The organism is Klebsiella sp. 18074 (genome assembly GCF_902705905.1).
In the GTDB taxonomy this organism is placed as follows: domain Bacteria; phylum Pseudomonadota; class Gammaproteobacteria; order Enterobacterales; family Enterobacteriaceae; genus Klebsiella; species Klebsiella terrigena.
Map to the genome: position 1 here is coordinate 34,270 of NZ_CACSIS010000034.1, position 26,034 is coordinate 60,303.

At 57.2% G+C, this 26,034-nt stretch carries 23 protein-coding genes; 8 read left to right on the forward strand and 15 right to left on the reverse strand.

Features of this window, described 5'->3' with window-relative positions; genetic code table 11:
- Positions 1-145: 145 nt before the first annotated feature.
- From GVK32_RS24805 to GVK32_RS24825, 5 genes are all read right to left on the reverse strand, one after another.
- Complete coding sequence (locus GVK32_RS24805) at positions 146-1,030, reverse strand: LysR family transcriptional regulator (RefSeq protein ID WP_159873094.1); 885 nt, start codon at positions 1,028-1,030, stop codon at positions 146-148.
- Between the two features lie 245 nt (positions 1,031-1,275).
- Entirely contained in the window at positions 1,276-3,576 is a 2,301-nt protein-coding gene (locus GVK32_RS24810) for an FdhF/YdeP family oxidoreductase (protein ID WP_159873097.1), read from the reverse strand.
- 178 nt (positions 3,577-3,754) lie between these two features.
- Positions 3,755-4,672 carry a bestrophin family protein gene (locus GVK32_RS24815; RefSeq protein WP_159873099.1) on the reverse strand — a complete coding sequence of 306 codons (918 nt, stop codon included), beginning with the start codon at positions 4,670-4,672 and terminating at the stop codon, positions 3,755-3,757.
- Between the two features lie 552 nt (positions 4,673-5,224).
- Positions 5,225-6,094, reverse strand: coding sequence for an oxygenase MpaB family protein (locus GVK32_RS24820; protein WP_159873101.1), 870 nt, complete (start codon positions 6,092-6,094; stop codon positions 5,225-5,227).
- Between the two features lie 135 nt (positions 6,095-6,229).
- Positions 6,230-6,661, reverse strand: coding sequence for an OsmC family protein (locus GVK32_RS24825; protein ID WP_123754288.1), 432 nt, complete (start codon positions 6,659-6,661; stop codon positions 6,230-6,232).
- Positions 6,662-7,001: 340 nt separating this feature from the next.
- On the opposite strand from GVK32_RS24825, the gene hpaD reads away from it, so the two are divergent.
- From hpaD to GVK32_RS24845, 4 genes are all read left to right on the forward strand, one after another.
- A complete protein-coding gene (gene hpaD, locus GVK32_RS24830; RefSeq protein ID WP_159873103.1) occupies positions 7,002-8,015 on the forward strand; it encodes a 3,4-dihydroxyphenylacetate 2,3-dioxygenase in 1,014 nt (337 codons plus the stop codon).
- Positions 8,016-8,103: 88 nt separating this feature from the next.
- A complete protein-coding gene (locus GVK32_RS24835; RefSeq protein ID WP_159873105.1) occupies positions 8,104-9,345 on the forward strand; it encodes a CynX/NimT family MFS transporter in 1,242 nt (413 codons plus the stop codon).
- 49 nt (positions 9,346-9,394) lie between these two features.
- Positions 9,395-10,684, forward strand: coding sequence for an FAD-dependent monooxygenase (locus tag GVK32_RS24840; RefSeq protein ID WP_159873107.1), 1,290 nt, complete (start codon positions 9,395-9,397; stop codon positions 10,682-10,684).
- A 41-nt stretch (positions 10,685-10,725) separates the two neighbouring features.
- Positions 10,726-11,772 carry an amidohydrolase family protein gene (locus GVK32_RS24845; protein WP_159873109.1) on the forward strand — a complete coding sequence of 349 codons (1,047 nt, stop codon included), beginning with the start codon at positions 10,726-10,728 and terminating at the stop codon, positions 11,770-11,772.
- A 453-nt stretch (positions 11,773-12,225) separates the two neighbouring features.
- Here GVK32_RS24845 and GVK32_RS24850 read toward each other — a convergent pair whose 3' ends face one another.
- The 8 genes from GVK32_RS24850 to GVK32_RS24885 all read right to left on the reverse strand — a co-directional run bounded on the left by GVK32_RS24850 (position 12,226) and on the right by GVK32_RS24885 (position 19,506).
- Positions 12,226-13,071 (reverse strand): DUF2218 domain-containing protein, encoded by an 846-nt coding sequence (locus GVK32_RS24850; RefSeq protein WP_159873111.1) that lies wholly within the window; start codon positions 13,069-13,071, stop codon positions 12,226-12,228.
- A 135-nt stretch (positions 13,072-13,206) separates the two neighbouring features.
- Entirely contained in the window at positions 13,207-13,587 is a 381-nt protein-coding gene (locus GVK32_RS24855) for a RidA family protein (RefSeq protein ID WP_159873113.1), read from the reverse strand.
- A 48-nt stretch (positions 13,588-13,635) separates the two neighbouring features.
- A complete protein-coding gene (locus GVK32_RS24860) occupies positions 13,636-14,814 on the reverse strand; it encodes a hypothetical protein (RefSeq protein ID WP_227697901.1) in 1,179 nt (392 codons plus the stop codon).
- Positions 14,815-15,118: 304 nt separating this feature from the next.
- On the reverse strand, positions 15,119-16,342 hold the full coding sequence (locus GVK32_RS24865) for a DUF3500 domain-containing protein (RefSeq protein ID WP_159873117.1): 1,224 nt from the start codon (positions 16,340-16,342) through the stop codon (positions 15,119-15,121).
- Positions 16,339-17,217 (reverse strand): fumarylacetoacetate hydrolase family protein, encoded by an 879-nt coding sequence (locus tag GVK32_RS24870; RefSeq protein WP_159873119.1) that lies wholly within the window; start codon positions 17,215-17,217, stop codon positions 16,339-16,341. The genes GVK32_RS24865 and GVK32_RS24870 overlap by 4 nt, the downstream gene beginning before the upstream one ends.
- Positions 17,218-17,228: 11 nt before the next feature.
- Positions 17,229-17,606 (reverse strand): nuclear transport factor 2 family protein, encoded by a 378-nt coding sequence (locus GVK32_RS24875; protein ID WP_159873121.1) that lies wholly within the window; start codon positions 17,604-17,606, stop codon positions 17,229-17,231.
- On the reverse strand, positions 17,603-18,385 hold the full coding sequence (locus tag GVK32_RS24880; protein ID WP_159873123.1) for an SDR family oxidoreductase: 783 nt from the start codon (positions 18,383-18,385) through the stop codon (positions 17,603-17,605). Before GVK32_RS24880 ends, GVK32_RS24875 begins: the two co-directional genes overlap by 4 nt.
- Before the next feature lie 236 nt (positions 18,386-18,621).
- Positions 18,622-19,506 (reverse strand): LysR family transcriptional regulator, encoded by an 885-nt coding sequence (locus tag GVK32_RS24885; protein ID WP_159873125.1) that lies wholly within the window; start codon positions 19,504-19,506, stop codon positions 18,622-18,624.
- Positions 19,507-19,619: 113 nt separating this feature from the next.
- Between GVK32_RS24885 and GVK32_RS24890 the strand changes: the two genes are divergently transcribed.
- Complete coding sequence (locus GVK32_RS24890; RefSeq protein ID WP_159873127.1) at positions 19,620-20,471, forward strand: Vmh family MBL fold metallo-hydrolase; 852 nt, start codon at positions 19,620-19,622, stop codon at positions 20,469-20,471.
- Between the two features lie 74 nt (positions 20,472-20,545).
- On the opposite strand, the gene GVK32_RS24895 is transcribed toward GVK32_RS24890, so the two are convergent.
- Positions 20,546-21,844 carry a glycoside hydrolase family 28 protein gene (locus GVK32_RS24895; protein ID WP_159873129.1) on the reverse strand — a complete coding sequence of 433 codons (1,299 nt, stop codon included), beginning with the start codon at positions 21,842-21,844 and terminating at the stop codon, positions 20,546-20,548.
- The gene (locus GVK32_RS24900; RefSeq protein ID WP_200842939.1) at positions 21,841-23,370 is read right to left on the reverse strand and encodes an MFS transporter; all 1,530 of its coding nucleotides are present in this window, start codon (positions 23,368-23,370) and stop codon (positions 21,841-21,843) included. Before GVK32_RS24900 ends, GVK32_RS24895 begins: the two co-directional genes overlap by 4 nt.
- Positions 23,371-23,758: 388 nt before the next feature.
- Between GVK32_RS24900 and sra the strand changes: the two genes are divergently transcribed.
- From sra to GVK32_RS29275, 3 genes are all read left to right on the forward strand, one after another.
- Positions 23,759-23,899, forward strand: coding sequence for a stationary-phase-induced ribosome-associated protein (gene sra / locus GVK32_RS24905; RefSeq protein WP_004861775.1), 141 nt, complete (start codon positions 23,759-23,761; stop codon positions 23,897-23,899).
- Positions 23,900-24,071: 172 nt separating this feature from the next.
- A complete protein-coding gene (locus GVK32_RS24910; protein WP_159873131.1) occupies positions 24,072-25,769 on the forward strand; it encodes an NAD-dependent malic enzyme in 1,698 nt (565 codons plus the stop codon).
- An 80-nt stretch (positions 25,770-25,849) separates the two neighbouring features.
- Positions 25,850-26,034: hypothetical protein (locus GVK32_RS29275; RefSeq protein ID WP_227697902.1), on the forward strand; the 185-nt coding region annotated here is incomplete at its 3' end.

The following is a 26,034-nucleotide window of genomic DNA, read 5'->3' on the forward strand; positions in this document are numbered from 1 at the left end:
ACGCGCCGCGCCGCCGGAAAATGTCTGGCGGCGCGGCTCGTGTCATATCAACAGGCATGGTGCGACAAGGTAATATTGTGTACGAACACGTTATTTACCCGCCTCAATCAGGATGACTGCAAATAAGCCGTCCGCTCGCTAACGGCTACTCGTTAAATATCCGCTGGGCATCGGCAAAACATTTTTCCGCCAGCGACGACACCGGCTCTTTATTACGCATAATCAGCGCCAGCATGGAATCCACTTCGGTTTCGGCGATGGGAATAATGTCGAGATTATCGCTTAACGCTTCCAGACCATTGTTGAGCGGCATAATCGCACAGCAGATCCCGGCCTGTACCGCCTGGATTATCTGAAAGGTCGAGTCGCTTTCAAACACCGTTTTCGGCGTCAGTCCTTTGCCCTTAAAGCTCATCTCGATAGATTCACGGTAGTACATGCCTTTGGTGAGAAAACCGAGCGGCAAGGCGGCCAGGGTCTCCCAGTCCGGGGTGCCCTGGGCAAACTGAAAGTGGCGTTTATCGTGCAGCAACCCCATTCGCGTGGTCGGGAGCCACCGCACGTGGAAAAGCTGGCTGTCGACATGGTGCAGATAGCAGATCCCAAGATCGAGCTGGTTGCGGCTCACGCCGTCGATAATCTGCTCAGACGTCAGCGACAGCAGGCTGAACTGCAGCTCAGGATATTTCTCGCTGAGCGGTTTAATCAACTGCATCGGGTTAAGACTGGCCAGCGGCACCATCCCGACCCGCAGCTGCCCCACCATCTGACCGCGGCAAATCGCCGCTTCCGCTTCCAGCCCGTCATGGGCCGCCAGCAGCGCCCGCGCCCATGCCAGAATACGCTCGCCCTCGGCCGTAAAGCCCTCGAAGCGCTGTCCTCGCTGAATCAGTACCAGATTCAGCTCCTCTTCCAGACTGCGAATACGCATGGATAAGGTGGGTTGCGTGATATGGCAAAGCGCCGCGGCCTGACCAAAATGACGGGTTTGATCGAGGGCGATCAGGTATTTGAGCTGTTTGATATCCATGGTTGACCCGGTGTAGAACGGTCCGCTAATGACGAACCTCACGACGATGCAGACCTCGTCCGTCGCGGAAAAAAAAGCATGTCAGGTAAATGTTACGTTCCGCATCGGCCAAATACAAGCCGCACAGGCAATGCGATGCAGTGCCATTCGGAAGTGGCAGCGGTTCGGCGATTGAGGAAACGAGTGCGAGCGTAAAACAGTGACCGTCCGACCGCCGGTGGGTACCGGCAGCCGGACGGGAGGGATTAACGTACTCCTGCGAGCGGCAGGATCTCTTTTGAACGCAGGGTCAGACGAATCGGCACCGATTTATACGACGGCGTGCCGCTTTCCTGATCAATATAGTCCAGCGGAACCAGCACGTTAGCTTCCGGATAGTAGGCGCCGACGGTGCCGGGAGCAATGCTGTAGGCCACCAGGGTTATATCCTCCAGCCGCAGGTCGCTGTCCGGCAAGGCGGTGGTGATATCCACCCGGTCGCCATGCTCCAGCCCCTGCTTCGCCATATCCTGCTCGTTCATAAACAGCACGTCACGGCGGCCGAAAATGCCGCGGTAGCGGTCATCCATAGCGTAAATAGTGGTGTTGTACTGATCGTGGCTGCGCAAGGTCACCAGCCGCATCACCTCGTCGCCTTCGACCTGCACATTTTCATGGACCCCGTGGAACACCGAGAACATCGCTTTACCGCTCGGGGTCGGCCAGATACGCTCCGTCGGCGGCAGCGGCATCCGGAAACCGCCCGGGTGGCGAATGCGCTGGTTGTAGTTGTCAAAACCGGGGATGGTGCGCTCGATCAGATCGCGGATACGGTCGTAGTCCGCCACCAGCGAAAGCCAGTCGATTTTAGTGGCGGGCAGCGCCGCCATCGCCATGCCGGCCACAATCGCCGGCTCCGAACGCAGCTGCGGCGAGGCCGGTTTCAGCTTGCCCGACGAAGCGTGGACCATCGACATCGAATCTTCCACGGTGATCGACTGGCGCCCGGTCTCCTGCTCATCCAGCTCGGTACGCCCCAGGCACGGCAGAATAAAGGTCTCTTTCGCCACCAGCAGATGCGAGCGGTTAAGTTTGGTGCCGACATGCACGCTGAGATCCAGCCCGCGCATCGCCGGGAAGGCCCGCGCATGATCGGGCATCGCCACCGCAAAGTTACCGCCGAGGCACAACAGCACCTTCGATTTACCCTCGATCATCGCCTGCAGCGCTTTCACCGCATCATGACCATGTTCCTGCGGCGGCACGAAACCAAATTCCGCCTGCAACTTCGCAAGGAAGCTGGCGCTCGGTTTCTCGGTGATGCCGACGGTGCGGTTGCCCTGAACGTTTGAGTGACCGCGCAACGGGCAGATCCCGGCGCCGGGTTTACCGATATTGCCGCGCATCAGCAGCAGGTCAGCGATCAGCCGGACGTTCGAGGTCCCTTTGTTATGCTGGGTGATCCCCATGCCGTAGGTGACGATCGTCGCTTTCGATGCCGCATAGGCTTGCGCCACCCGCTGCAGGTCCGCGCGGGTCAGGCCGGATTCACGCTCGATATCCTGCCACTGGGTGGCGAGTAAATCGTCGGCGAAGGCCTGAAAATTCTGGGTATGCTCGGCGATAAACTGTCGGTCGAGAACGTTACCCTGCGCCTCTTCCATCTCCAGCAGCGCCCTGGCAATACCCTTCAGCGCCGCCGCGTCGCCGCCCGCCTTGACCTGGAAATAGGTTGAGGCGATATCCGTGGAGCCGTAGGTCGCCATCTCGATAACGTTTTGCGGATCGGCAAAACGCTCCAGCGCACGTTCTTTCAACGGGTTAAAGACGATAATCGGCACCCCACGGCGCGACAGCTCATGCAGTGTGCCCATCATTCGCGGATGGTTGGTGCCGGGGTTATGGCCGATAGAAATCACCAGTTCGGTGGTGTCAAAGTCATCCAGCGAAACCGTGCCTTTGCCAATCCCGATCGACTGTGGTAGCCCGACGCTGGTCGATTCATGGCACATATTGGAGCAATCCGGGAAGTTGTTGGTGCCCAGCTCGCGAGCAAACAGCTGGAACAGATAAGCCGCTTCGTTGGAGGCACGACCGGAGGTATAGAATTCCACTTCGTCCGGCGCCATGGTGCTGACCACCTCGCCGATACGCGCGAAAGCCTGCTCCCACGAGGTCGGACGCAGCGTGTCGCTGTCCCGGTCGTAGACCAGCGGCGTGGTAATACGCCCGTATCCTTCCAGTTCAAAATCGCTTTTTGCCAGCAGCGAGCTGACGGTATTTGCCGCCAGAAACGCCGGGGTCACGCGCTTGCTGGTCGCTTCCCAGGTCACCGCTTTGGCACCGTTTTCACAAAACTGGAAGGTCGACTTGTGCTCTTTGTCCGGCCACGCGCAGCCGGGGCAGTCAAAACCATCCGGTTGGTTGGTGCGAAGCAGAGTTTGCGGCGCAACGAGGGCATCCATTTGGGTACGCACAGCAATGGCGGTCGCTTTCAGCGCGCCCCAGCCGCCGGCCGGACCGTCATAGGGATGCACGCCAGGCACTGCGCGTCTTTTCATGTTCATATCTGCTCCTGAATGCCCGTCGAACGGTGGGTCGACGTAAAAACGATACGTCCGCCGCGATAACCGCAGGCGGACGTTTTGTTAACGAAAGCATAACAATCAGGCGCAGAACTGTATAATCAATGTTATCTATCACACGTTAGATTTAACTTATTTAACAGTCATGCCCGGCAGTCGATCAGGTCAGGTTGTAGTAGCGGTCGGGGCGCAGCGGCTCCGGCAGCGGGTGCTGGCCGGTCATATCCAGCAGGTTGCGCTCAATGGTGTTGCACATGGCGTTGAGGGGTAAATCGTTCGCCGCGGTGCCAAACGGATCTTCCAGCTCTTCCGCCAGTGAATCCCAGGACAAAAAGGTGTACGAGATAAACACCGAGACAAACGGCGTCATGTAGTGCAAATCGCCGACCAGCGCAAACGGCAGCAGCGTGCAGAACAGGTAGACGGTGCGTTGCAAAATCAGGGTGTAGGCAAAAGGCACCGGCGTGGTCGCTAAACGTTCGCAGCCGCCCAGCACGTGCGCCAGCTCGTCCAGCTTATTGTCCATCAGGCCGTAGGTGATATCGCTGACCTTCCCCGCTTCGCGCAGCTGGCCTAGCTCATGCCCCACCAGCAGCAGGATCCGGTTAGTCGGCATCGAGCTGGCGATAATTTCCGCCGCCGCGTCGCGCGGCAGCAGGCGGTAAAGATCGGCGCTGGGATCGGTTTTTCGCAGCTGGTGCTTCAGGCTCCAGCTAAAGCCAATCAGGTAGCTGGCTATTTTTTTATGCGTTTCTGCGGCGGCCGGTAGAATATTTTTCAGCTGGCGCATCAGCGTGCGCTCGGCAATTAATACCGTTCCCCACAGGTTGCGCGCCTCGACGAAGCGGTTATAGCTGGCGCTGTTGCGAAAGCCGAGAAAGATCGCGATGGCGATACCCAGCAGGCTAAACGGCGCAACGGTTAAATGGATCCCCAGCTGTTCATACCACTGATAGCTAATAATCGCGATAATCGACATCAGCACGTTGAGCAGCAGGCGAAAGACGATTTTTGACAGCACCGAACCGTGCCAGTCAAACAGGCGAAGAAACCAGTGTTGTTCTGGTCGAATGATCATGAGCTAACTTCCTGAATGCCGATTCTGGCAATAGCGTAACGCTATTAACCGATTGGCTTATTGTATTGAACAGATCCCCGGCATACTGCAAGTGTACGCGCGTTAGTGAATAACCATAAACCAGCGATGGAATAATGGCGGATCAAGTATGGTCCCTTTTTCGCTTTCAGGCAATCTTCTGCCAGCAGCGCGTGGATCCAGCTATCATGCGGCATCGAGCGGCGTGGTGGCGACAAGCAGGAAATAGCGGTCGTTTTTTACTCGGCGTGGAAAATAACATCGTCGCGCGTTGCGGCTCCCGAGATAATACGCCCTGTGCGGGCGAAATATATGCTAACGAAATAAAGTTAGGCACCGGAAAAATAGCATCATCATGGCGCATATCGCGCCAGAAAATAATTAATACACTCTCATTTATACTCTAAATAATTCAAGTTGCAGGACGGCGGCAAGGGAGTGAATCCCGATGAGCTTACACCAGTAAGTGATTCGGGTGAGCGAACGTAGCCAACACACATGCAACTTGAAGTATGACGAGTATATATATGTTAATTAATGCTCGTTCATGCGGCGCATCGCACAATGATAAGCCCCATTACGCACCGAAGCCCGCAGCACTCTGGCCACCCCATGCACCGCCAGCCTCGCGGTATGTCGCTGCACAGGATGTTGTCGCAGCGACAGCATTTCCTGCGCCCAGGGCGGCAGCAGATCTACCCCGGCACGCATCAGCAGCTGCCCCACCGGCTGGCTCAGGCGGCTGGGTAATCGGGTGTTGAGCAACACATCGGCCACCTCCCGCGTGCGTTCATCGCAGCGCAGCGACGGGCGCATATCCTGCAGATACTCCGCCACCTGGCGCGGAGTCAGCGGAATATCCTGCGCGCCCAGACGACGGGCAATTTCCGCCGCTTCATGAAAATATTGCGTCTGCTGCGCTTCGCTGACCACGGTGCGCTTGTAGCGCAGGTGCGACGCCATAAAGCTGCTGCATTCCGCCACATGCACCCAAGTCAACAGCGACGGGTCACTGGCTTCATATGCGGTTCCGTCTTTGTCCCAGCCGCTGACCCGCAGGTGAATCCCGCGCACTTTGGCAATCAGGCGCTCGGCGTCGGGAGTGGTGCCAAAGGTGGTGGCAGAAATAAACTGGCTGGTGCGCCGCAGGCGACCAAAGATATCGTCACGAAAGTTGGAGTGATCCCAGACGCCGGCCAGCGCCAGCGGGTGCAGCATCTGTAACAGCAAGGCGCTGATGCCGCCGCACAGCATCGAAGTGAAATCGCCGTGTACCTGCCAGATGGCGGAGGACGGACCGAATAGCCCCGGTTCCCCTTTCGGCTGCTCAAAATCAATCTCTTTTAATGCCATACCGGTAAGACCCAGAACCTGGGCCTCGATCGCTTCTCGTATGCGGGTCATTGCTGTGCCTGATGCTGTCCGTGACGGCAAAAGATACCACTATCTGGCGCGAAACTGGCCCGAAATTTAACCCGAATGAAGATATTCCGCATAACGCAGTGGAGAAAGTGCCCGCGGCAAACGGGCACCGGAGGCTCAAGGATTTAGCTGGTAGTCGAGACTAATTTCGGCGTTGAGTACCTGCGATACCGGGCAGCCAGCTTTCGCTTTCTGAATAATGCCATCAAAGGCCGCCGCATCAATGCCCGGCAGGACTATCTGGCTCTGCAACGCCACCTGAGTAATGGCAAAACCGCCGCCGGATTTATCCAGGGTCACCACGGCAACCGTGTCAATCGACGTGGCCGTGTACCCCTCTTCGCTCAGCATCAGCGACAGCGCCATCGAGAAACAGGCGGCATGCGCCGCGCCAATCAACTCTTCGGGGTTGGTCCCCTTCACCCCTTCAAAACGGGTATTGAAACCGTAGGGCTGCTGGTGCAACGCGCCGCTTTCGGTCGATACCGTCCCCTTCCCACTTTTCAAATCCCCTTCCCAGTGCGCCTGACCTTTCTTATGGATTGCCATCGATTCGCTCCTGTTGAGATGTCGAATCCTGAGTATAGATGGCGTAGGCGATCCTGGGTCCCGATTCGGACAATTCTATCGAAAACAAAACGTTAATGCAGCGCACGCCGCGGGCTGTTTTTTAACAGCATAATGACAATGATTAACATTCGCGCAACAGATCACATTTTCATCATTGCGAGATAGCGAATTTTTTCGGCTCATCTACTATCAGTTCATTACACGATATATCGCAATAAAAGATATATCTCAATTGAGCATTGTCTTGATCAGCACAGGCGACCGCAGAGTCGCCACGTATCCGATACCTGAAGTGATGACTGAAAGAGAGAACCCTACAATGCAGCACATAAATGAGATCGTCGGCCAGCCCCCCTTCAACGTGACGCGGGCCAGCCATGTGGTTCTGAACGTACGGGACCTGGAGGCAAGTAAACATTTCTATTGCGAGCTGGTTGGCCTGATCGTCAGCGATGAAGATGCATCCACCGTCTGGTTACGTGGCCTGGAAGAGCGCGGTCACCACAGTCTGGTGTTGCGTAAAAGTACGCAACCGGGCTGTGCGCGTATCGGCATGCGGGTCCACAGCGATGAGGACATTCTGCGGGCGATGGCGTACTTCAACGACCAGGGCATTGATGCCCGACTGGTGGATGTTCCCTGGCAGGGATTAACCCTGCACGTCAATGACAGCATCGGCGTACCGCTGGAATTCTGCGCCAGCATGGAGCCGTGTGAGCGGATGTTCAAGCAGTACGATCGCTATCGCGGCGCCTGCGCCCAGCGGCTTGACCACTACCAGCTGCAGGCCAGCAACGTGCGTACCGCCTTCGACTTCTATCAGCGCCTGGGCTTTCGCACCAGCGAATACACCTGGTCCGAACTGGAAGGCGAAACGCAGCTGTGGGGCGTGTGGATGCAGCGCAAAGGCAACCCGCACGACATCGTCTTTACCAACGGCGTCGGCCCGCGTCTGCACCACTTTGCCTACACCATCCCGGACACCAACGACATGATCCGCGCCTGTGATGTGGCTGGCGCGCTCGGCTATGCCCCGCAGCTGGAGCGCGGCCCAGGACGCCATGGGATCAGCGGCGCGCTGTTCATCTATTTCCGCGATCCCGACGGGCACCGCATCGAGCTGTTCAACACCCATTACCAGCACATCGATCCGGAACCGGCGATCGGCTGGGATCTCGCCGATCCGAAACGGGCCGACCAGTGGGGTCTGCCGGCACAGAACAAGTGGTTTACCGAAGCCACCACCTTCGTCGGGGTCACACCGCAGCCGCCGCGTCTGCGGGTGGAGCCGCCGGATCTGGAACGCTTCCTGGCCATGGCCAACGACGCCTGATTTTGCACATCGTCACACGCTGTACCTCATCGCTCCCAGCGTCGCACGCGGCCTGAGAGCAAACTTAACAGCATCCAGGAGTACGATTGTGGCTACATTTTTTCAAAATGCTTACCTCAGAATTCTGGTGACCTACGCGCTCGGCGTGATGGCGGCAATGACCGTCAGCGAGGCGGTGACCGAGCTGGGCGCCATTGCCAGAGAGTTTCAGATTAACGGGCACGGTCAGGTGGGGCTGATCATGTCGCTCCCTTCCCTGATGGTCGCCCTCGGCGCGCTGCTGGCGGGCTACACCGTCGACCGCTTCGGCGACCGGGTGGTGCTGTTGATTGGCGCGCTGGCGATCGTCACCGGCGATCTGCTGGTGATTGCTTCTCCGACCTTCAAGCTACTGCTTATCTGTCGCGCGATTACCGGCGTCGGCTACGTTCTGGCGGCGGTGGCCGCGGTGACGCTGCTGATCCGTATCACCACCGGCAAACAGCGAACGATGGCGATGGCGTTGTGGTCGACCTTTGTCCCCGCCAGCTTTCTGCTGCCGTTCCTGACCGCCGGCCTGGCGGAGCATTTTGCCGACTGGCGGGCGGCGTTCCTGGCCCACTCGATCCTGACGCTACTGCTGGTGATGCTGGCGCAACTGTGCCTGCCGCGACGCAGTGCGGAAGAAAAGGTCATGTTCTCGCGAACCCGGGGTCTGCGCGATGTCCTGAAAAGCCCGCTGCCGTGGCTGCTGGGGATCTCCTTCGGTGCTGATGCATTTTTGCAGACCGGCGTGATCACCACCCTCGCACCGTGGCTGGCCAAAAACTATGGCGTGGATGTGCTGGCGGTCTCGCGCTGGAACGTGGTGGCGATGGTCTGTAACGGCATCGGCTGTCTGATGGTCGGCGCCCTGCTCAACCGCGGGGTCCGGGCGACGCTGATTGGGGCGATCGGGATCGTGCTTACGGGTCTTCCGGCGCTGATGATCTTCAGCCTGCAGTTGGGGCTGTGGCCTTCGCTGGTGGCGTCGTGGGTCTTTACCTTCGGCAGCGGTCTGCTGGTGGGCATGTGGGCGCTGGCACCGGTGGTGGCTCCTTCGCGGGACAGCATTGGCGCAACCAGCGGGCTTATCACGCAGTTGACGTTGATCGGCGTCTTTCTCGGCCCGCCGCTGTTCTTCAATGCGCTGCACAACCATACCGGCCACTCGCTTTCGCTACTGGTGATGGGAGGACTGGCGGTATGCCTGGTCGGTATCCCCGTGTGGTTACGCGATCCGAACCATAAATCGACCGTTGAACATCGCGCCACCGAGAGCGCAGGCATTAACAAATCATCCGTGAACTAACGATGGCAGGCCATCAGGCCTGCCGATAAAACACACTGAGGAAGTCATTATGTTGGATATCGTCATTATTGGTGCCGGTCCGGCAGGGCTGGCTGCAGCCCTGCGCTTACACCAGCAGGGATTTACCCCACGTTTATTTGAAGCCGTACCGGAAATTAAACCGCTGGGCGTCGGCGTGGATATCAAACCTTACGCGGTGAAAGAGTTAACAGAACTGGGGCTTTACGAGGAGTTTTGCGCAATCTCCGTCGAGGCTCAGGAGTCCATCTTCTACACCGGCTATGGCCAGCAGATTTTCGGCGAACAGTGCGGTCGCCATATGGGGTATGAGCATGACCAGCGGTTTGTGCACCGCGGTCATCTGCAGATGATGCTCTACCGTGCCGTGCAGGAACGTCTGGGCCCCGACGCCATTACTCTCGGCTGCCGCTGCGTGGATTTCACTCAGGATGAGCACGGCGTGACCGTGACCTTCGATAACAGCCAGAATCCCGCCGCACCGCAGCAGGTACGCGCCGACGTGGTGATTGGCGTCGACGGCATTCGTTCCGCGGTACGCAGCCAGCTGCTGCCGGCGTCTGAGCGCAGCCACTTTTCCGGCCTGACGCTGTATCGCGGCGTCACCGTGATGCCACCGATCAAAACCGGCGGCTCGATTTTGCACATCGGCGACCCGATTCGTCAGGGCACCCTGATCGTCTACCCCATTCAGGACAATGTCGATGGTCAGGGCAATCAACTAGTCAACTGGGTGATTGAACAGGCGGAAAAACCGCAAAGCGAAGAGGACTGGAACCAGCAGACCGGCGTGAAAGAGATCGAACATGTGTTCGACGACTGCCAGCTCGGTTTTCTCAACGTCAGCGAGATGATCCGCCAGGCCCGTGAATGCTACCTGTTCCCGCTGATCGATCATGACCCGCTCCCCCAGTGGTCGTTTGGCCGAATCACCCTGCTCGGCGACGCCGCCCATGCCATGTACCCACGCGGCGGCAACAGCGTGTGCCAGGCGTTCGTTGACGCCCGGGTGCTGGCGGAAAAACTGAGCGCCATCAGCGACCCGGTCGCCGCACTGCAGGCCTACGAAGAAGAGCGCCGCGACAAGGTGAACTGGCTGGTGCTGGCGTCCCGTGGCGAAGGCCCGGAGGTGGTGCGCCGGATTGTCGAGGAGCGCAGCGGCGGTAAGCCGTTTGACGATATCGAAACCATTTTCCCTCATGAAGAGGCGCTGGCGATTTTTAGCGAATATCACGCCAAAGCCGGGATGCGGATCCCTGGACAGAAAGAGAACGCGGCGCCCGGAAAATATCAGTCCGTTTTTGCTACAGAACAGAAATAACAACACCCCAACGTCATATCAAAAACAAAAGGAAAGTACAGATGACTAAAATTATCGATGCCAACATGCACTGGCTGCCAGGCGACCTGTTTTCTGACCAGAAACTGCTGAACGCGTTTCTCGACTGCGTGCCGAAACAGTACGGCGTGCACACCCGGGTTGAGCAGATTGAAGGTAAACCGTTGCGTCAGCTGATCATCGAACAGCCTAAAGGCTACGTGAACCTTAACTACGCCGAAGGCCAGTACACCCTTGAAAGCCAGCTGGCGGACATGGAAAAAGCGGGCATTGACCATGCGATCTTCCGTCTGCCGGTGTGGCAGGAGTGGTTGGATCTTGAGACCTGTAAAAAGGTCAACGACCGGATGGCCGAGTATGTGAAACGCAGCGGCGGCAAGATGTCGGCGCTGGCGGTAGTACCGCCGTGGGGTACCGAAGATTGTCTGCGTGAAGTGGATCGTTGCCTGAATGAACTGGGTTTCCGTGGGGCACAGATTGTCGCGCACTACGGGCAAATCTACCTTGACGATCCGGCGTTCCGCCCTTACCTGCGCTACCTGAACTCGCTGGAGGTGCCGGTGGTGGTTCACCATACGCCGCTGCCGGTGGACTACCACTCGGTGCTGCCGTACACCAACCAGCGTCGCCAGTTTGGTCGCTGTATCGACCAGGCCACCGCCGTCGGACGCGAGCTGTTCAGCGGTATGTTTGATGAGCTGCCGAACCTGCGCTTTATCCATTCCATGCTGGGTGGCGCGTTCTATGCCTTCGCCGATATGCTGGTGCCGCCGCAGCATCAGTTCAACGATGCGGTGGATCGTTTCCAGACCGGAACCGGCAATCTGCGCGCGCAGTTAAGCAACAATATCTTCTTTGATACTTCCGGCGCACCACAATGGGGTAAAGCCCAGCTGGAAGCCGCAGTGAAGGTGATCGGTGGCAAAAATATCATCTACGGTAGCTCCTACCCGATCCGTAAAGACTGGTTCTTCCAGGGGGTAGATACGATTCAGAGCCTGGATATCTCAGCGGAAGATAAAGCCAATATCCTCGGCGGAAATGCGGCGCGGATGTTCCATCTCGACTAATCGTTCACCATAGATCTGCTTCGCTACAGCAGAAGGTTCTGTCGACAACGGGCTGGCAGCAAGGGGGTTAGGCGCATCAAGAAAATTGGCGGGAACGCAGGTGCGCATCCAGGACTGACGGCCACGACGGCCGTCAGAGGGCTGGTCGAGACAGGGATGTCGAGTCCGGCCCGGTCCGCCAGATGAAGCCGGAGTGGAGCACACCGCGAAGCGGCAATTTTCAGCGCAATGCCGGGGGTCCTGGGGGGCGAGCGAAACGCCCCCCAGGCCGTTCACCCACAACGACATTGAGAAATGACGCAGAACTTATCGTGAACGGAATATCCCACAGACAATCCTGAATCCGCCATTTTCAACCAAACCACCAGTCCCTACACCACACCATAAAAAAAGGGTTCATAAACAACATGAACCCTTTTTCGTGCGCCACCCACAGAGCTTACACCACCAACATCAGCTCCGCTGCCAGCGAATATCTAAGGTCTCGCGCACCGCCGCCTCTGCCAGATGGCGTTCCAGAATGGTTTCCATCTCCGTAAGATCGTCGGTCTGCGACGCGGTCAGCGTAATCTGCAGCGCATTATCCAGCACATCCAGCCGCACATCGCCGATGCTCAGACGAAACTGCCCGCTGTTCTCATCGTTGACCACCGGCGTACGATGTTGAAAATGGCTGCACAGCCGGCGCATAAAGCGCGGCGCATTTGGCGTCGTGATATGGGCAATACTCGAATGCAGCCCTTCAGCGGGTACCGGGGTAGTCAGCAGATGCTCAATCCGCTCGGCGGCCAGATGAATCGCCTGCGCCAGGTTGTCAATCATCCCAGCGGGCAGCGGCTCATACTTAATCCGCAGGCTCAGCGCCCGCTTCAGATGATCCATCGCCTCGACCATCACCGGCGGTGACTCCCGGTTGGCCTGCGGCGCCACCCGCGACTTAAGCATATCCATCACCGACTGATTCGCCGTCAGCCAGGCCCGTCCTTCGTCGGTGATGCTGTAGCGTTTGCGACCGCCCTTTTCCAGATCGATCACCGCATAGTTACGGTCGTACAGCCAGGTCAGGGTCGGATAGATAACCCCGGGACTTGGTTTGTACAACCCGCCGAAGCGTTCTTTAATGTCATGAATGAGTTCATACCCATGGCTCGGCTGTTCAGACAGCATCGCCAGGAGCAGCACGCGTAGCTCACCGTAATCGAATACCCGCCCACGACGCCCGGTCTGCCCCGCATTCTGCGGGACAGCCGAGGTTTTGGTGTCGGCGGACTTTTTTCCGGAGCGTTGTGTTTGTTCCATCGTCGACTCCTGTTTTTCATCCATTGCAACATAACTAGACTTTAAATATATCGTAAAGCGATGAAGCCGGTCTGAATTTTATTCGCGTGAGGAATAAGAGTGATTTCTGCGGAGAAAACGTTGGTGAAATGGCGGTTAAAGTACGGCGATAAAATCACACTGCACGCGAATATTGCCGCTGAGTACCGCATCAATGGCGTAGCGGGCCGGGCGCGATGCCGGGTCGGGGAAATAACGCAGCCAGTGGGGGTTGACCCGCTCCCGCTCACTTTTATCCGCCATCCATAGCGTCAGACGGGCGATATTATCCAGCGAGCCTCCGGCATCCTCAATCACGGTTTTGAGATTAGCGAACATTAACGCGCACTGGGCATCGATATCATCCGGGACGACCCCGCTTAGCGGATCGCGGCCATATATCACGCCGGAAAACACCATATTGCCAATTCTACAGGCCGCCGGCACGGGGTTACTGTGGACAAAGCCCTGGCTATAAATACTGGTTCGGTCACTCATGCTTATGCTCCTGTCAGGATCTGCCGTTACGGCAGATCCTGTTGACAATTAATAATCGTTATCCGGCATCATCGCGCCAAATTTATACACCAGGCGCAGACGTTCGGCATGATAATCACCGGTAACCGGCGACGGTGAGTCAATATAATCAAATTCAAATTCGGCATGTAACCGTGGCGTCAGGTTATAGCCTAAGATCATAAACCCGGCATTAATATCTTTGGCGGCAATCGGATAATAAATACCGCTGGAGTCTTTTAAATCCAGCCGCGTATAGCCGATAACCGCCAGCGCGTTTTGATTATGATAAACATAGCGCACTGCCAGCGCGTCGCCTGGCTGATTACTGGTAATCATCGACGCCAGCGGCTGTCCGGCCTCAATGGGGGTCGTGTCATAAATACCGAAGTTATATGGCGCAAAATAGGCGCCATTTAAAAAGGCGTCATCTTTGCTCGGCACATGGGTGGCAATTACCGAGAAACTGTGTTGCCGCGAACGAATACCGATGCGCGCGGAATAGAGATCGGTATCGATATTTTTATACGGCCAGGATTGATCGGAAGTATCCCATTCATGCAGATATTGCGCGCCAAAAAATGGCGTCCAGTCACCGATACTTAACCCCCGAACCGGCAGTTCAGTCCCGGCAAAAGCCATCTGCGCCCGCTTATCGAAATGGTAATACCAGGCTTCGGCCTGAGCATCGTACAGATGACCATAGCGCAGCCCGAAGGTGGTGAAACCATCGCTGTCCACCGACGGAATAGAGGTATCGTCTACTTCAGGTGCGCCGGTATCGCCTTTGCCAAAGGTATCGGAACTAAAGGGCTTGAAGCGATATATCCGGTAGCCGTACAGCTTCAGCTGCTGCTTATCCAGCAGGCTGTAGTCGCCGCCAAAACCTTCATACAACGCAGGGATCATCGTCCGGCCTTCACCGCCGTTGGCAAAAGGCGTATCCAGCGTGATGCGCCCGCCCTGCAGGTTAAAACCATATCCGCGGTAGCGCAGATAGGCTTTACCCAGCACATTGATATTATCCGCCGGCAGATAGCCTTCGGTTTTTTCACTATTATCGGGATTCAGCCCCAGGTTCCATGAACCATATTCCGCGACGCCAAAGCTAAAACCATAAAATTCGGGGCTGACATATTGAATATCGCCGCCGAAGGCGTGGGTTTGTTTATCGGCGACGGTGCCACTGTACTCCTTAAAAAATTGCATTGTCTTGACTTCTCCATAGATATTACCTTGCGCCAGCCAGTCGTTAAATGAATCAGAATCATTGCCAATGGGGGCTGTATTGGCGTAAGCGCTACTGCATAATAACGCCAACGGAAATAATGCCCGCGTCGGGACTCTGAATGAACCGTTTAATTCCATTGCCAGATAACCTCATTGCAGGGGACAGAGATGTTTTTTATTTACCGCTTATTACCGCTTAGTGAGTGGCGCGTCAGTGCGCCCACCCGCGCCGTGAATAATAGTCACGGCGACAGGTGATATTGACAGAAATGAACTGCACAGCTTACGGCTGAATCTGTTTCAATAACGCTTTACCATAATCGTTGCCATTAGGAATACGCGTAATCGTATGAATATGAAAACGCGCCGGCTGTTCGTTAGTCAGCCACATCCCGCTATGGTGGTCGAACTCCAGCATCACCACCGGGCTTTGAATGCGGTAATAAAAGACATCGTCATCGCCGCAGCCGCCGATCCAGCACCACCAGGTGTCTGCCAGGTGCTGCTCGATTAACGCCAGCCGGTGCTGTCGCGGGGCATCGGGTAGAAAATCCAGAAAACAGGCCACCGTCGCCATTAGCTGCGCCCGCTGTGACGGCGTAAATTCCGCCACACAAATGCCTTCATAGGGAATAATGCGGTTATCCTGGAATGCGCCGCCGAGATGACGCTGGTCGGCAAAATTGAAGCGTTCGACCGGCATCGCCGGGTCTTCCATGTGCTGGAAAATCGTCGCCCGTGTCTGCTGGTCTGGCGTCAGCGCCTGCATTAATTCCAGGCCGCAGCGCTCCTCTTCGGTAAACAACGCCCCGTCGCTGTCATCGCCGCGGTCGATAACGTTCGGCTCCACGCCCATAAAGGTCGGGGCGATGGTCAGCTGGCGACCGACGATAAAGCAGCAAAAGGCGACGTGGTGGCCGTAAATATTCCAGCCCCAGGGCCTGTCGACGGAAGGCTCGCCAAACAGCATGAAGTGAAAGCTCCAGCGATTCATGATGTTGTTAAGGTCATACAGCTCGCCGAGAAAATGGTTGGCGTCCATCAGCCGGGTGACTTTATTAAACCCGCTGTCGCTGGTACAGGTCCGCAGCAGGCCGAGAAACGCCTCGCGCGTCGCCGGGCCGGTAGCTTCGAGGCGCACGCCATAGTCATTGAACGGGATTTCCGGGTTATACCAGGCCCGCCACTGCGGGGCGTCAATGGGCTGACAGACGCGTTGTCGGGCGTTGGCGTCCAGCGTCTCCAGCAGCACCGTGGCAGCGGCAACCGCCTCATCAACGACAAAACCTTCATCCGCTAACGGGAACAGTCCGCGGCGAACCGCCCCGTCAGTGGTGATCCCGCGAAACGTCTCATCCAGTTTCGCCTGCCACTGGGCCTGCAGATCGCGGGCTTTCTCCGTCGCCAGCATCCTCGCACCGTAGGTGGCGACGTCAACATTGCGGGCAGCCAGAATTCGTGGCGCGTCGGCGGGCAGCAGATAGTCGCGAAATAGGTGTCGGCTCATCTTGCCTCTCCTGTCGCGGCGTCAGCGTCTTCGTCGGCGATTACGCGATGGGTCATCGACCCCAGGCCATCGATAGTCAGCTGCATCACATCTCCCGGCTGCAGGAAGCAGTCGCGCGGCGCGCCAATACCTGAAGGCGTTCCGGTGGCAAACACGTCGCCCGGCTCCAGCGTCATCACCGAGGAAAGATATTCAATTTGTTGATAGATGTCGTAAATCATATCGCCGGTGGCCGCCTGCTGGCGGTATTCACCGTTTACCGTCAGCGTCATATTTAGCGCCATCGGGTCGGCGATTTCATCGGCGGTGGTCAGCCACGGGCCCAGCGGCCCGTGGGTATCGAAGGATTTCCCCAGCGTGAAGGTCGGCGATTTTTTCAGCCAGTCGCGGGCGGAGAGATCGTTGACGATCAGGTAGCCGGCAATCACCCCCGGCGCTTCACTGGCGCGGACGTGGCGACAACGGCGACCGATAACCACCCCGAGCTCGATTTCATAATCCATCTGCTCGCTCAGACGCGGCTTCACCACCGGGTCGAACGGGCCGTTGATGCAGGACACCTGTTTGTTAAACCACAGCTGCGACGACGGGATCGTGATGCCCGCCAGCCGCGCCTCCTCGGCATGCTTGCGGTAGTTCATGCCGATGCCGAGAAATTTTTGCGGATCGATAATCGGCGCCTCAAGGTGGACATCCTCCAGCGCCACCGCCGGGCCGGTCGCCTGTTCGAGCCGTGCACGGAGCGCCGGCAGGTCGTTGAGCAACAGGCGCATCGAATGTTCGATGCCGGCAATTTCGGACAGATCGATAACCGTGGAACCGACAACTTTTCCGAGACGCGTTCGTCCCTGGTGGGTATAGCGCACGAGCTTCATATCACTCCTTTTTATGCCGCGAAGGGCGTCATTTGTGACAGCACAATCTGCCAGCCCTGCGGGGTACGACGCAGCACCAGCGTGGAATAACCGTGGCGAACCTGTTCGGTGCCATTGCTCAGCAAACGCACAATATTGCAGGTTTCGCCGCTGATAATGGCAATATCGCCCAGCAGCCTGATCTCCGGCGTTGGCCGCTCAATAGCGACAAAACCACCCATTTTGACTACATGTTCGAGGAACGCGTTTTTACTGTGCGCCATGCCGGTGCTGTGAATATGCAGCAGATCGTCAGCCAGCAGCGGCGCGAGGCGCCGGCGGTCTCCGGCAACCAACGCCTGCTGGCGTTCGTTCTCCAGCGCCAGTAGTGCCTGGATATCGGCGTTCATAGCAGCCCCTCGTAGGACCCGCCGTCGAGCTGCAGGTTTTGCCCGGAAATGTAGGAAGCCTGATGGCTACAGAGAAAAGCGCAGGCGGCGGCAAACTCGTCCGGGCGGCCGAAACGACCGGCGGCGATGGTGACTTCATTGCGGCGGCGCGCCTCTTCCAGGCTTATGCCCTCTTTCGCCATCAATCGCTCCAGCATAAATGCCTGGCGCGGCGTATCGATGCGCTCCGGCAGCAGGTTATTGATGGTCACGTTATCGGCGACCACCTCGCGGCTAATGGCTTTACAGATCGCCGTCAGCGCGGTGCGGGCCGAGGTGGAAAGCCCCATCATGTAGTGCGGCGCCTTGACCATCGCCGAAGTGATATTGACGATCCGCCCGAAGCGCCGCTGCTGCATGCCCGGCAGCCAGGCCCGAATCAGCTGCACCGCCGGAATGAAATTGGCCGCCATCGCCGACAGCAGCGCCTCTTCATGCCAGTCGGCGAGCGCCCCGGGCTGCGGACCGGCGTTGTTGGTGACCAGAATGTCGATCTGCGGGTACGCCGCGAGGATCGCCGCCCTGCCTTCCTGCTGTGTCAGGTCGGCCACCATAGTCGCCACCGCAATGTGCGGAAAACGCGCGCTCAGCGCCGCCGCGGCCGGTGCCAGCTTCTCTTCATGACGCCCGTTGAGGACGACATTTACCCCTTCAGCCGCCAGCGCCGTCGCGCAGGCCAGGCCCAGCCCCTGCGATGATGCACAGACGAACGCCTGCTTGCCGGCAATCCCCAGATCCATTCTCCGCTCCTGAATGTTAATCATTGGTAAAATAATGTACATATATTGATATATCTCAAATTGCGATATGTCTAGATTTGCTCAGAGGATTAGAATGAAAGTCGGAGATGGCTCACGAAAGAGAACCGTACACAAAATATCCGTGGCGCCAGATTGCGGACATGAACAGACCTGCAGACCGCGCGATGCGGGGTCTGCAGGGTATCTTCAGGATCGGGCGGCGGGAGACAGTATCGTTAACTGATTTGCGCCAGCTGCTGCTGGATTTCGTCGAGGAACAGCGGCAGCGCGCTGGGCTGGTAATCCCGGGAGAGATAAATGCCGTAGACACTCAGCGCTTTCGGGGTCCAGGCGGGCAGTACCGGCTTGAGCGCCCCGCTGTTCAGAGCGCGCTGCGCCTCCAGCACCGGCAGCATCGCAATGCCGCAGCCAGCTACCGCCGCATCGAGCAGCAATGAGGAGATCCCGGCGCTAAGGTTGCCGAAGACCGCCACCGACACCGCTTCCCCCTCGGGATCGGTAAATTGCCACTGCGGGGCGGCAAAATGGCTGTAATGCAAGCAGTTATGCTGGCTCAGGTCGTCGGGGGTCTGCGGCTGGCCGTGCAGCTGCAGCCAGCGCGGCGAGGCGCAGAGCACCGACCGGCAGACCCCCAGCCGGCGGGCGATGGCGCCAGGCTCCGGGTTATCGGTGATGCGGATTGCCACGTCGATGCGTTCGCCGATCAGGCTGACCGGATGGTTGTTGATATCCAGCTCAAGACGCAGCTGCGGATAGCGGGCGAGAAAATCCGGCAGCAGCGGAGAAATAAGCTGCATCGCCGTAAAGTGGGCGCAGGCCACCCGCAGCGTACCGCTGGGCACCGCCCGTTCGGTTTGACCGGCAATTTCATCCGAAAGCTGGGTCAGGCTGCGGGTTTTTTGCAGCACTTTCTCACCGGCGGCGGTGAGCGTTAGCCGGCGCGTGGAGCGGTGGATCAGGCGGCTGCCGGCCCAGTGCTCCATCTGCTCAAGATAGCGGCTGACCATCGGCCGCGACATGCCCAGCGCCCGCGCGGCGGCGCTGAGGCTGCCCAGCTCGCAAATGCGGATATACACCCTGGCGGCGATAATTCTATCCATACGTCATTTCCATCTGCACGTTTTATGAAACTCAGCATCTCTTTTTTCAGGAATTTTCGCAAATCAGGAAATACGTAAAATAGCGTTATTCACCCGACATTGAGAAAACAATCATGAAACTTTCGACCCTTGCCATCGCCACCGCCCTGTTCAGCAGCGCCGCCTTCGCCGCACCGCTGCAGCTGCAAACCTACAACCCGCAGGATAAAGGGATTTTCGCCGTCAACTCAACGCTGGCCTCCGGCCCTCACGAAGCGGTGCTGTTTGACGCCCAGTTCAGCGTCAAGGACGGCGAGAAGCTGGTTGAAATGATCCGTAAAAGCGGCAAGAAGCTGAGCCGGATTGTGATCACCTCCGGCGATCCGGATTTCTACTTCGGCCTTGAGCCGCTGGTTAAAGCCTTCCCGCAGGCGAAAATTGTCGCGACGCAGGAAGTGGTCAATCACATTAACGCCACCAAAGCCGCGAAGCTGGCCTGGTGGGGACCGCAGATGAAAGACGGCGCCCCGCAGCAGGTCTATGCTCCGCAGGTGATTGAAGCCCACACCTTTACCATCGACGGCGAGAAGGTCGAAATCCGCGAGCCGGATAGCTACGCCGCCTATGTGTGGATCCCGGGTAATAAGGCCATTCTCGGCGGTACCGGCATCGCCTGGGACATGCACGTCTGGACCGCCGATACCCAGACCGCTGAAAGCCGCCTGCAGTGGCTTAAAACCCTCGACCATATGACCGCGCTGCATCCGCAGCAGGTGATTCCGGGACACTATCTTGGCACGCCGCCGGCAGGCGACCGCGCAATCGTCTTCACCCGCGACTACCTGCAGCAGTTTGAGCAGGCGCTGCAGAAGCATAAGGATTCCGCCGGCGTGATCAAAGAGATGAAGCAGCGCTGGCCGAAGCTGGCGGAAGAGAGCTCGCTGGAGCTGAGCGCGAAGGTCAACACCGGCGAGATGAAGTGGTAACAACACCAACCTGCAGCAGATCGGGACCTGACCGCGGCCAGGCCCGAGGCTAATGCGTCGGCTGCAGCGCGAGGTTACTCAATTTTCACGTTGCGGGCGTTAATCACCTTAATGCCGCGATCGTCGTCGTGAAAATGCCCTGCCGTGGGTTCCGTATTCCAGGTCTCCAGCAGCCGTTCTTCCGGCGCCAGGGCATAGCTGAAGTTTCTGATGTTCACATTGTCGATCGGCGCTCCCGGTAGCCCGACAATGAAGGCGGCGCTGGAGAGCACGTTGGTCGCCAGCACATTCTCAATATCGACATTACGGATATGCGGCGTCATGGCGGTCAGCGGCTGCGGCTGTTCGGAAAGCGTCACGTCGCGTTCATGCGCCAGTACGCCCGGGGCAAAATATTGCCCGATCACAATCGGGCACCAGCAGCCATCCATTGTCAGATCGCGCAATGTTATGTTTTTAATGGTGCCGCCCCGGCCGCGCCGGGATTTCAGGCGAATCGCCCGCTGGGTGCCCACGAAAACGCAATCGCTCACCGATACGTTTTCAATTCCCCCCGCCGTTTCCGAACCAATGGCGATACCGCCGTGGCTGGCGAGGATCCGACAGCGACGTGCCGTAACGTTGCGGGTGGGACGGTTGATGCGCAGGCCGTCCGCTCCCGAGCCGGATTTTAAGGTAATCGCGTCGTCACCCACATCAAACAGACAGTCCTCGATAGTAATATTCTCTGAGGAATCCAGATCGATAGCATCGGTATTGATGGCATCGGCCGGGTTGATAATTTTCACGCCGCAGATGATGATGTCACGGGAATAGACGGTATGCAGGGTCCAGAATGGCGAGTTTTGCAGGGTAATGCCCTGCAGGCGAATCGCGGAACAGTTCCAGAACTGAACCAGCGGCGGGCGCAGGAATTGCGTCTGCGGGCGCCCGCCGCCGCCGGGGCGTGAACGATAATCAGGATTCAGCGCCGCCAGCGGCAGTTCCCAGATCTCCCGCGGCGCCTGACGGTCTTCCTCTTCTATCTGGCGGAAGGTGTCCCACCACCACTGGCCAGCCCCATCAATCACGCCCGCTCCGCGCAGGGTAATGTTGCAGGCATTCGCAGCGTAGAGGAGTGGATGCAGCGCATAGCATTCAACTCCCTCCCAGCGCGTCCAGATCGGCGGGTAGAGCTGCGGGTCGGCAATAAAACGGATTGTCGCCCCCTCCTCCAGAGTGAGGGTCATATGACTGGACAGGGTCAATGGCCCCGTCAGCCAGGTGCCGGGCGGGAAACAAATCTCTGCGCCATGTTCGGCGGTTGCCGTACGGGCAGCTTCGTCAATCAGGGTCTGTAGATCGCTATTTTCGCTGACAGTATAGATAGTCATTTTTTGGCATCCCAAATTTCATCATAAGCGTAGCCGGTGAGATCCTCGACGATGGCCCGGGTCTGCGGATCAACATCCTCTTTGGCTCCCCCCTGCTGCAGACGATCCATCTCAGCCTTAACAACCTTGTGGGTCTGCGGATTCAGATTAAATGTGCGAATCAGATACAGGGAGTAGATCAGGCAAATAAGCGGAATAAAAATAAAAGCGGTCATGATGGCCATTTGTGCCGCTGGAGTTTGCACCGTCAGAGACTTATCAAATCCGCCAACAGCGAGGATCCAACCAATAATCGCGGAGCCGATCGCACCGGTTAATTTACGAGTAAAAGTCTGGCACGCAGCAAACGTTCCAGCGCGCAGTTTGGTAGAAACCAGGGTATCGACATCCGGTACCAGCGGAATCACGTTCCACACCGTATATTCCATCGTCTGCCGCCCGATTTGGAATAATCCTGACAAGATTAAAATAGTAATGAATGCGCTTCCATCAGAGAGCGAAATATGCAAGACATATAACCCCAGATAATAGATAAGAACGGCAATCATTAGTGCAAAGGCCACTGACCAGAGCCATTTCGGCCCTAATTTAAACATAAAATAGGTGGCGATCGGCACCACCATCAAACCAATAATAGAGAGCGACGAGGCAGCCTGCGCCATTCCCTGTGACAGACCGAGGATAAATACGACATAAAAGAAAAAGGCGGTGTTGAAACAGTCCTTCGCGAAATACGAGACAAAATAGATAACGCAGGTTCGACGGCAAGCTTTGGTTCTCATCACGTGAAGATATTCATTGCTCGCGTAAATAATGTTTTTTGCTCGTGGCTCCTTAGCGCCTTTCTCGAACGCTGCGACATATCCCGGTGAAAACTCCCAGGTAGTCAGCCAGGTAATGACGGTCCCGGCAAACAGGACAATACCAAACACAATCCCGGAAATGGTATAAGCCTGGGCGCTATCGCTGCCCAGCATTGCCAGCAGCAGCGCAGGCAAGCCGGTAACGGCAAAGGTGCCAAAGGCGGAGACAAACATCCGCACCGAGCTCAGTTTCACCCGCTCATGCGCCTTCTCGGTCATTTCCGTAGCGAGCGTTTCATACGCAATATTATTAAACGACTGGGCGGTATCAAGCAGGAACAACACCACGAAATACCATAGATAAGAACCGACATGGACCGTAAACAGCAGCGGAAAACAGATTAAGGTGAGCGTCGCGCCGATTAAAAATAAACTATGTCGGCGCCCCAGTCTGCGCCCAAGCGCCGTGCGAAAGAGCTGGTCGGAAACGCCACCAATCACCCCGCAAACGATCATATCGAGTATTTTAAGCGAGAATAACATGGTCCCCACCACCCCGGCATTTAACCCCGCCCAGGTGCTGAGAAATATCATCAGGTAAGAGCCGACCAGCGTTCCCCACGCCGACCCGTTGAGATCGTTCATGGCATAGCCTAAGGAGCGCAGCAGCGTAATCGGTCTTTTTCTGTATACGCGTAACTCCTCATAATTTATATTTTTCAAGGTGTTGTCCTTTTTATTATACTCCCCATTAAATAACGCCCGACGAGGGTGCCTGATACCACGCTAATCAAGGTAATATTTATACGCTTGATCACAATTACGTAATTTCACTAAGTGGTTGTGAAAATTAATAACTGTGCGGAAGATAACAAAAAATAGTGATGACAAAATTGTGCTGGATTTATTCATCGACAGCGAAAAATTCGCCGCTATCTATCGCGCAATAATGCGCGGTGCCGCCATACCATTTTTCTGCAGAAGGTTGCCATTGGCGTAAAAATAGACCACCATAGAGTGCGCGGTTCGGTTAACGGGCCGCCGTTAGGGTTATATTTCGTCCGGTTTCGCCGGGCTTGTCCTTGAAACAGAAGTGGATTAAGGAGTAAGAATGAAATCGAACCATCAGGCACGTCATCTTCTCGGTCTGAACTATAAGCTGTCCCAGCAGAAAAAAGTGGTGCTGGACGGCGATGTGGAAACCACCATCAACCACGCCCACGCCACCGGCCGCAAACGCCGCGCGGGCTAATTTCTCGACTGAGTGATGATAAAAACACCGTCCTTTTGCCAGGATGGTGTTTTTTTAACGCTATCCCCCCTCTTTAACAGCAACTGCTCTATACTCTGCCCGCAGCATTCCCTGCCAGCCCGCTCGTCTATCGCCGCGCCGGGCCTGAAGCGATTATCAAGGAGTTAGTGCGATGCAATTCACCCATAAAAAAAACCGTTCCCTGTACATCCCCTACGCGGGCCCCGTCCTGCTCGAGTTCCCGCTTCTCAATAAAGGTAGCGCCTTCAGCATCGAAGAGCGCAGCAGCTTCAACCTGCTGGGCCTGCTGCCGGAAGTGGTTGAAACTATCGAAGAGCAGGCTGAGCGCGCGTGGATCCAGTATCAGGGGTTCAAAAGCGAGATCGATAAGCACATTTACCTGCGCAATATCCAGGACACCAACGAAACGCTCTTTTATCGCCTGATTGGCAACCATCTGGAAGAGATGATGCCGGTCATCTATACCCCGACGGTCGGCGCCGCCTGCGAACGCTTCTCCGAAATCTATCGCCGCGCCCGGGGCGTATTTATCTCCTACCAGAACCGACATAACCTCGACGATATCCTGCAAAACGTGCCTAATCACAACGTTAAGGTGATCGTGGTTACCGACGGTGAGCGAATCCTCGGTCTTGGCGATCAGGGCATCGGCGGAATGGGCATCCCTATCGGGAAGCTGTCGCTGTACACCACCTGCGGCGGGATCAGCCCAGCCTACACGCTGCCCGTTGTGCTGGACGTCGGAACCAACAACCAGCAGCTGCTCGACGATCCGCTGTATATGGGCTGGCGCCACCCGCGTATCACCGATGACGAGTACTATCAGTTCGTTGATGACGTTATCCAGGCCATTAAGCACCGCTGGCCGGACGTGCTGCTGCAGTTTGAAGACTTTGCGCAGAAGAACGCCATGCCGCTGCTTAACCGCTACCGGAATGAAATCTGCTCGTTCAACGATGATATCCAGGGCACCGCTTCGGTCACCGTGGGTACGCTGATCGCCGCCAGCCGCGGCGCCGGCAGCCAGCTGAGCGAACAGAAAATTGTCTTCCTCGGCGCCGGTTCCGCCGGCTGCGGTATCGCCGAGCAGATCGTCGCCCAGATCCAGCGTGAGGGCCTGAGCGAGGAAGCCGCGCGCCAGCGCGTCTTTATGGTCGATCGCTTCGGCCTGCTCACCGACGCGATGCCGAACCTGCTGCCGTTCCAGAGCAAGCTGGTGCAGAAGCGGGAAAATCTGCAGCAGTGGGATACCACCAGCGACGTCCTCTCTCTGCTGGACGTGGTGCGCAACGTCAAGCCCGATATTCTGATCGGCGTTTCCGGCCAGCCGGGACTGTTCACCGAAGAGATTATTCGCGAGATGCATAAGCACTGCCCACGGCCGATCGTCATGCCGCTGTCGAACCCCACTTCCCGGGTAGAGGCGACGCCGCAGAACATTCTTAGCTGGACCGACGGCGAAGCGTTGGTTGCCACCGGCAGCCCGTTTGCGCCGGTGACGCTGAAAGGCAAGCAGTACGTGATTGCCCAGTGCAATAACTCCTACATCTTCCCGGGCATTGGTCTCGGGGTGATCGCCTCCGGCGCTTCGCGGGTCACCGAGGATATGCTGATGGCCGCCAGCGAAACGTTGGCGAAGCACTCCCCGTTGGTGAACAACGGCGAAGGCCCGGTGCTGCCGGAGCTGAAGGATATTCAGACCGTGTCGCGCGCCATCGCCTTTGCGGTAGGTAAAGTGGCGCAGGAACAGGGCGTAGCGGTGAAAACCTCCGCCGAGGCGCTGCTGCAGGCGATAAGCGATAACTTCTGGCAGCCGGAGTATCGCAACTACCGCCGGACGTCGATTTAATTGCTATTCGCCTGAACAAGCTATCCGGATAAGCATCTGGATAACGGCGAACGCGGCGGGCCTCAACGGGGCCCGCTTTTTTGTGCACAGAAAACCCCCAGCTAGGCTGGGGGTTCAGTAAAGCTTTCAGCTTTGAGCCAGTTATAAAAACCCCTTTTGATTTGTTAAAACAGTTTGCGGTCTGGCAACTGCAAATGTTCAACAAGAAATCAAAAGGGGGTCCCAATGAGGGACGAAAAGAGCTTAGCGCACACCCGATGGAACT